The organism is Nostoc mirabile CHAB5784 (assembly GCF_020829645.1).
In the GTDB taxonomy this organism is placed as follows: domain Bacteria; phylum Cyanobacteriota; class Cyanobacteriia; order Cyanobacteriales; family Nostocaceae; genus Nostoc; species Nostoc mirabile.
This window is the reverse complement of the sequence record NZ_JAIVFS010000198.1, coordinates 1-7,662: the sequence shown is the minus strand read 5'-3', so window position 1 is coordinate 7,662 and position 7,662 is coordinate 1. Positions and strand designations below refer to the sequence as shown.

Annotated in this window: 9 protein-coding genes; 4 read left to right on the top strand and 5 right to left on the bottom strand. The window is 40.2% G+C overall.

What is annotated here, in order from left to right; translation table 11 throughout:
- The first annotated feature begins 437 nt into the window (after positions 1-437).
- Positions 438-1,376 (top strand): DUF5996 family protein, encoded by a 939-nt coding sequence (locus tag LC653_RS43625; RefSeq protein ID WP_229501484.1) that lies wholly within the window; start codon positions 438-440, stop codon positions 1,374-1,376.
- 156 nt (positions 1,377-1,532) lie between these two features.
- Here LC653_RS43625 and LC653_RS43620 read toward each other — a convergent pair whose 3' ends face one another.
- From LC653_RS43620 to LC653_RS43600, 5 genes are all read right to left on the bottom strand, one after another.
- Positions 1,533-2,573, bottom strand: coding sequence for an HNH endonuclease (locus LC653_RS43620; protein ID WP_229501483.1), 1,041 nt, complete (start codon positions 2,571-2,573; stop codon positions 1,533-1,535).
- Between the two features lie 339 nt (positions 2,574-2,912).
- A complete protein-coding gene (locus tag LC653_RS43615; protein WP_229501482.1) occupies positions 2,913-3,650 on the bottom strand; it encodes a nuclease-related domain-containing protein in 738 nt (245 codons plus the stop codon).
- 10 nt (positions 3,651-3,660) lie between these two features.
- A complete protein-coding gene (locus LC653_RS43610) occupies positions 3,661-4,182 on the bottom strand; it encodes a hypothetical protein (RefSeq protein WP_229501481.1) in 522 nt (173 codons plus the stop codon).
- A gap of 28 nt (positions 4,183-4,210) precedes the next feature.
- The gene (locus tag LC653_RS43605) at positions 4,211-4,381 is read right to left on the bottom strand and encodes a CopG family transcriptional regulator (RefSeq protein ID WP_229501480.1); all 171 of its coding nucleotides are present in this window, start codon (positions 4,379-4,381) and stop codon (positions 4,211-4,213) included.
- A 321-nt stretch (positions 4,382-4,702) separates the two neighbouring features.
- Positions 4,703-4,990 (bottom strand): hypothetical protein, encoded by a 288-nt coding sequence (locus tag LC653_RS43600; protein ID WP_229501479.1) that lies wholly within the window; start codon positions 4,988-4,990, stop codon positions 4,703-4,705.
- A gap of 192 nt (positions 4,991-5,182) precedes the next feature.
- Here LC653_RS43600 and LC653_RS43595 point away from each other — a divergent pair, with 192 nt between their 5' ends.
- The 3 genes from LC653_RS43595 to LC653_RS43585 all read left to right on the top strand — a co-directional run bounded on the left by LC653_RS43595 (position 5,183) and on the right by LC653_RS43585 (position 7,616).
- On the top strand, positions 5,183-5,512 hold the full coding sequence (locus tag LC653_RS43595) for a hypothetical protein (protein ID WP_229501478.1): 330 nt from the start codon (positions 5,183-5,185) through the stop codon (positions 5,510-5,512).
- 677 nt (positions 5,513-6,189) lie between these two features.
- Positions 6,190-6,783 (top strand): DUF1788 domain-containing protein, encoded by a 594-nt coding sequence (locus LC653_RS43590; RefSeq protein ID WP_229501477.1) that lies wholly within the window; start codon positions 6,190-6,192, stop codon positions 6,781-6,783.
- Positions 6,780-7,616, top strand: coding sequence for a DUF6079 family protein (locus LC653_RS43585; RefSeq protein ID WP_229501476.1), 837 nt, complete (start codon positions 6,780-6,782; stop codon positions 7,614-7,616). Before LC653_RS43590 ends, LC653_RS43585 begins: the two co-directional genes overlap by 4 nt.
- The last annotated feature ends 46 nt before the right edge of the window (positions 7,617-7,662 follow it).

Genomic DNA, 7,662 nt, shown 5'->3' with positions numbered 1-7,662 from the left:
AAAAGTGTTGGGCGACTTTAAAAAGCAGAATTCGCAAGCTATTACTTAAATCTGATAATTTACGTGATGCTATGGAAATCGTTCTCAAGCAAGCTGCGTCCTAATTAAAATGGCTACGGCTATATTTCCTAATGGTATGGAATTTGCGAATCCAGCCCAATGTATGTACTGTAATCCGTAAGGTATTCAACAGCAGTAATGGTGATTGTTGCTATCGCTGGATTTTTCTCTTAAGGAAGATTATTTGATGGTGTACTGTCAGTGGATAATGTACTTTGCCTATCATTATATTGCGGACGCATTTATGCCCTCAATCTTCAAGAGGCGAAAATTAAGTTAACTCAGATTGGTATAGTCATATTATTGAGGCGCAATGTAATAAACCTTTGTTGGTTTATCGTAATTTCACGCCAATTTTTTACATGGAGATACGGCTCATGACTACTCTGCACCGTTCACCTACTGATAACTGGCTTCCGTTACCTGTTGCTGCATGGCAGGATACTTATGAAACACTGCATCTATGGACTCAGATTGTTGGCAAAATTCGGTTAGCATTAACTCCTAAAATCAATCATTGGTGGCACTCAACTTTGTATGTCACACCCTGTGGACTCACAACCTCGACAATTCCCTATGGCAGCCGCAATTTTCAAATTACCTTTAATTTTGTGCTTCATCAACTCGTAATTGAGACAAGTGATGGTACGACAAGAATCATCGAACTGGCTCCCCAATCTGTTGCTAACTTCTATCAAGCTGTAATCAATGCTTTAAAAGAAATCTCAATTGAAGTGCGGATCTGGACAATGCCCCAAGAAGTTGCTGCTCCAATTCCCTTTGAGCAGGATGAGAAACATACCGCCTACGACAGGGAATATGCTCAACGGTTTTGGCAGATTTTAGTTCAAACCGAGCGCATCTTGAGCCGATTTCGTTCTGGTTATGCTGGAAAATGTAGCCCAGTACATTTTTTCTGGGGCAGTTTTGACCTAGCAGTGACTCGATTTTCTGGGCGACGCGCTCCACAACATCCGGGCGGTGTACCGAATATGGCCGATTGGGTGACGCGGGAAGCTTACTCGCATGAGGTCAGTAGTTGTGGTTTTTGGTTTGGCGGTGGCGGACAAGAAGCTTTATTCTATGCCTATGCTTACCCAGAACCTGAAGGATTTAAAGATTACCCCATTGGGCCACAAGAAGCGAGTTATAGCTCAGACATGAGAGAATTTATCCTGCCCTACGAAGTAGTGCGCCAAGCTAACGACCCAGATGCAATGGTACTCACGTTTTTACAATCTACATACGAAGCAGCAGCCAATTCAGCACAATGGGATCGTGCTGTATTAGACTACGCTCCAGTACTGAAAAGCTAATTTCAAACAATCTTTATCAGTAAATCTGTTCAAAATTCAATGTGGCTTCTAAAAACACCTGCCGCGATCGCATTAAAGGTTGATGTGTGTAGTCAGCTCAAACAAGAGTAGCCTTGAAGATGAAGCCAGCACTCATGGTAAAGTTGATCGCATATTTCAAGCAGGTGTAGAACCACCAAGCGCATTTCTGTAAGCCTCAGCAGTTTCCGCGCCAAAACCACCAGCTTGGACATGACGGAGCAGCGATTGGATGATTGGCATAGCAATGCTTATGCCAAATAATGAATTGAATCCTGCAACAACCACTGGTGCTGACAATATAACTGTAAATTCTGGAAATAACGCCAATACAGCCACTAAAATCAGGAAAACAATGGGTGTTGCAATGCCTGCTGCCTTTGCCGCTTCTAAAACTAAGTTTTTATATTCTTCTACAGTAATATCGCCCCGATAAAGATCCAGGGAATATGAAATCGCTGTGACTATAACTTGTGTGAGAATAGCAGTTCCTGTAGCAGTGATCCCTAGCCTAGCAATTGTTCCAGAATTGCAGATAATAGAATCTACGGCATTGTAAACCCGAATATAAAACTGCTCCCCAACAGTCATTACTTCGGCTCCGCGACGCAGATTATCAACACCCACTTCCCATACAATGTTGTCAGCACCGTTTGAGCCACCTTGAGAACGTGGAATGATATGGCTACCATGCTTATCGCTCAAGAATTCACGGATAGTCCTTTCATTTCCTCCAAGCTTTGATGTGCCTGGAATTTTCTCAAACAGCTTCATGACATCTGTATCAGAGCGAGGTAAATCTCCAGTTCTTAGACCAGCACGATACCTCAATCTATATGCAATCTTGGGCATCTCTAGAGCTAGTTCCGCAGCTGTCTTAGGCAAGTTTTGCAAAGCCTCAGCTATAGCTACACTCGAAGTTGTCACACCAATAGCAGTGCCTTCTAATGCTTTACCCACATTTTGTACAGCTTGAAAACCCTGCTGTGCTGTTGCAGGTAAATCATTAATTGCATTAATACTTGAGGTGGTAATTTCTATAGTAGTATTTTTGATTCCATCAACAACCTCTTGTATCCCGTTTGCTGTATTAGTAGTTGCTTCTTGAGCTTTATCTTTAAGCGTATATACAAAACTTTGTGCTTGGTTAATGAAATCCATATTCGAGTAATTTTTCATTTTAAGATTTTGTATTTAGTTCAGCTTTTTGCCCCGTACCTCAGAACTATATCAGGATAGCTTGTAAGCTTTATAAGGAAACTATCTAAAGAAATAGCAAGCGGTTTATAGTTTGGGATGCGTTAAAGTAAAAACTGAACGAACTATGAAGTTAGTTTAGCTGTTTTATTAACAATTTAAGTAAATTTTTATTGATACAGCAATCAGCATTATATAAGCCATTTTGTTCTATTTTTAGTATTCCCGTTTTACAGCTACAAACATTGCTTGTAATATGCTGTTTATTCTGACTGGTAAATAAGCCTATTCAGGTTTTACTTAAAAATAAATTAGCAACACTCAACTGCTAGAATTCTGACGTTTAAGGAGTTTTGGCTTGGGAATTGGCTTAGGCGTTGGGGTCGTATTTTCGGGAATCTGATAATTAGCCACAGCAGAGGCGATCGTCTGTATTTGCTGCTCTGTCAAGCACTCAGGACAGCTAGCCATTGCTTGCAGTAGTGCAGGTACACCTTGAAAAACTTGTACCGAGCAATTGTTAACTGCCAACCATTTAGCGATAGGGAAGACCACAGGAGCATAAACGCAACTATTAGGGAGAGCAGGAACTACACAAACTATCCATTGGGCAAACATCTGTTGATGGTAAGCACTTTGAGACGTTGGACTGTTAGTTATTGCTACCCAATTATTGCCTTCTCGACGTTTCCATTTATCATTGTATGCTGTAAATGAACCCTTCCAAGTTTTGATTTCTAATAAGAAAATGCCTTTTGTACCGATAATTAAGTGGTCTATCTCGGTTAACCCACCGGAGTTGTTAGTAGGAATTAGAGCATTATTGAACATTACCCAAGTGTCTGGGAAGCACTGAAATATGGCTGATACTCCCCATTCACCCATACTGCCTTTAAGTTGATTTTTAGCTTGTTTAAACTCATACATGAATGAAGCTAATCCACCTAATGCACTATCCCCTAGAGCTTGGTGAATTTCTTGATGTATAGCAGATTTTTTAACAGTAATTTTCTCTTGGAATGCTGCTCTTAATTTTGATGACTGTTGCAGAGTTTTCATAACCAGTTTCTCAATTAATTTGAACGGAATTTTGAGCAGGTTTTGTCTGCATACTGCTGGGCGTATTTAACTTACGAGATAATGGCAGCGCACCCATAGCAAACTGCTGATATACTTCCGGTGGCTTATTCATAAAGATGATCATCGAGTTGCGGTGGCTATGAATTGCCAAATACCGATTTTTATTGATAATGGCATATACGATTAGAGCAACACCTAAACCAATGATAATTAAGCCGCCTAAAAAAGAGTGAGCTAGTAAACCTAGAGCGAAAAAGATGCAAGAAGCTCCAGAACCTAGCAGTGCATAAATAGGTGTTTCTTGAGTCTCAACTGAATCAATATTTTGAATCCGTATCCAAGTGTCTCTCTTCTCTAAGTAGGTTTTAACCGTAGCTTGAAGAGTATCACCAGTTACCTTGACGGTCATTTGCCCTTTAGCAGGAATTAAGATATTACCCCACACCTGAGCAGGTTTTCCTGTAATTTCAGAAAGAGGTTGATTACTTCTCATATTTGTATTACTGTTCATTAGATGCTTACTTAATATCCAAGCCTAGTTATTGTTTGCAATCTGCATTAAGTGTTTCTTCAACAGTCAAAGAACGAATCAACTCTCGAATCACATCGGTTGCTGGTCGTCCTGTGATTGAGCAGTATTTTTCTAATCTTTCTGCTTCCCTGGATGCCAGATTAATTGTGAGTCGTTTAGTAGCCCATTTCTTATTCACAGGTTAAATAAACCTTCTTGTAAACTACTTCTCTAATATCAATCATTTAACCTGTCGTTACCACGATAGATTTAATGAAATTAGATTCAAGAGGCTATCAAGAAACTGCTATCAAATTTAAAACTGTGATGAAGTAATTGAACAATCTCTAAAGTATAAAGCTGAGATAATTTTAAAACAAGAACTATGAGTAGAGCATAAAACAAATCGTTTTATTTTGTTAAGTAGACAGTAGAAATACATAATAATTAACAGCTTATGAGTGATATGGCTAGCAGCAATATTAAGCTAGACTGAATTAAGCCAGGAACAGCAAAGATTCTAGCGAAGCGCGATCACTTGGGATTTCTTTAAGAATGAGGGTGAGCGCTCATTTTCCAACAGGAACCATCGCAAGTATCCTCCCACACTACTATGAACTCTTGCCACTCCTCGTCTGTCTCCGGTGGTTTGTCTTTGGTCAACCCTACTACTCGCGCTAGCTTCCTTGCTTCGTCTATGCTCTCGCCAAGCTCTATCAACTGGTGTTCGCTTGTTGGGGTCGTAGCCTTGGGCTAGTAGCTGGGCATATTCAGTATGGGTTATGCCGAGGTTGTGGATGTTGGTCATGGTTGGGGGGCGATGGCGTACCCACCCGCCGCAGGCATCGCATCGGTGGTTTCATGCTCTCGAATGCTGTTATGCGCTCGATGTATGTCTCAATGTCTGCTGTAGCAAAATAAGGGATTATCCTAGGTAGGTAATATATAATAATTAAACTAATTTAAATATACTGGCAATTACAGCGATAGATTTAATCCAATGGAACCATTAAATCAAAAGTCCAGATGCGAAGAATGGAAGAGATTGAGAGAGGCTGGGCATGACTATAGAACAGCTTATACTCTATCTTCAGATAATCCTTTAGCTACTCATAATAGATTGAATAAGTTAAGGGAAGATATTTTAAACTATATTAATAGCGGTAAAAAAGATACATCTTCACCCATACATCAAAAACTTAAAAGGCTTCAAGAGAGTAATAGTAAATATCTTCAAGAAAATAGTGAGTTAATTAATAATATTCCAGAAGAATACCAAAATCCTTATTATATATATGGTAGGGATTTAACAGACTTATTATCAGATTAACAATCACATTTTTTAGACACAGGGTCTTGTTTTAAGTCTTCCCTTCGCAGGGGCTTTTCTAACACAAAAGGTACCAAACTAAATCTCCACGCCAGATTTTCCACCAACACCCCACCCTATCACTCCAATAGCCCACATTAAAACGGCTTTCGGCAATAAGAGAGAGAATCAATTGGGGAGACGATGGATTACGTCCCGTAAGAGCGATGTCTACGACGGGCTGCGCCTACGCTACTTCCTTGATTCCCAGATTTACCTTATCAACACACCATCACCAGCAACCATGTTCTGTGGTCTGCCAAGGCATTTGCTTACAATCGCGGATGCTGCCTGTGATTAGATAGTCAGGAGTTACTGGCAAAATACTGCTTCCTTTGTATTGTAGGAATCATTAAGCACTATAATTCTTTACCCAGGTTTATAAAAAAGAGTTAAGTGTATCTAAAAGCTCAAATACAGCTTGATAATTGCCTGTTTAATCAGTAAATCTACTGTGCCATTTATCTAACTTTCGATTATCCTTGATAAAAGTCATCAAGGAAGCTGTATTGCTATGTATATAACTAACCACTTCAAGGCAGCAAAGCCATCTGTGGGGTAATGTTGACATTTTTATTAAAAAAGTTACCTTCTTATTGTTCAAAATCGAAAAAACACAGTGATCGAAGGCAAAATTAATGCCCACATTGAGTATTAATCAGCGCCTTGATGCACTATTACCAAAACTGCAAGATGCACGTTTATTGAGTAATCGCGGTATTGGAAACGAAATTGGCTTTTATATTTTTGATTATGACGCTGAATATGAACCACTGGTACAGAAATATGTCGAACGCCTAAAGCGGCAATTGATGAGTCCGCCCACCCAGCTTATTTTGCTGGAAATTGACCTTTATAGAACTATCCTCGACATATTGTCAGAAAGAGGGGTACTCAAAAAAGCTCTTGAGTTAGAAGCAACTAAAGGAAATGCTGCCTTGGCTAAAACCGTTGCGCCCCTTGTCCGACCTGACCAAGTTATTGCCTACATCCAAAAAAAACTTAGGGGTAATGAACAGCTTGTAATCATGACTGGAGTTGGTGCTAGCTGGCCCCTTTTACGATCGCACAGTATCCTCAACAACCTGCACCCAGTACTTGACAAAATCCCTCTAGTGATGTTTTTCCCTGGTTCTTACGATGGGCACGAACTACGCCTATTCGACACCTTTAAGGATGACAACTACTATCGGGCTTTCCCTCTGATTCCCCACCAACAGCACCACCTATGAATATCGCCGAACTCTTCCAAAAGGACATTTACCGTAATATCAATGGCGTTATTAAAGTTGGGCAGAAGGACGACGAGAATATTCGTCAAGAATTGGAAGAGTATGTCGTTACCAACGAACTAGATAGGCACTTTCGGACATTTTTTGAACGCTACACTAATGGTCTAAGCAATCCTACGGATAAGATGGGCGTATGGATTTCTGGATTTTTTGGTTCAGGGAAATCTCACTTTTTGAAGATTCTGTCATACCTATTGGCTAATCATCAATTGGAAACTAGCCGCGCTTTGGATTATTTTGATGAAAAACGCATACCCGATCCGATGTTGCAAGCCTTGTTAGCACAGGCGGCACATAATTCTTGCGATGTGATTTTATTCAATATTGACTCCAAAGCTGATGCCAATAATAAAAATCATAAAGAAAGCATTACCAAAGTCTTTCAAAAGGTATTTGACGAGCATTTGGGGTACTTTGGGACAGTTCTTCCCATTGCTGAGTTTGAACGTCAACTAGATCGCCAAGGTAAATATGCAGCTTTTCAACAAGCTTTCTTGGCAGAGAGTGGCTTGGAATGGAAGGAAAACCGAGATGCTTGGGGTTTTCATCAAGATGCGATCGCTAGTGCTTTACAAACTAGCACGGGTATGAGTGCAGAAGCGGCTAACCGCTTGCTGGATTTCAGCGAACAAAATTACACTCTAAGTCCAGAAAAGTTTGCTGGCATGGTAAAGCAGTATCTGGATAGTAAATGTGATTTGAACCATATTTTGACCAAACGGACACGATACGCTTCACTCCGCACTAGAACAACATATACTTCAAAGTTATAAATAGAGTCCAAAAACCTCAAAACTTAATTCCAGGAAGCAACGTGGG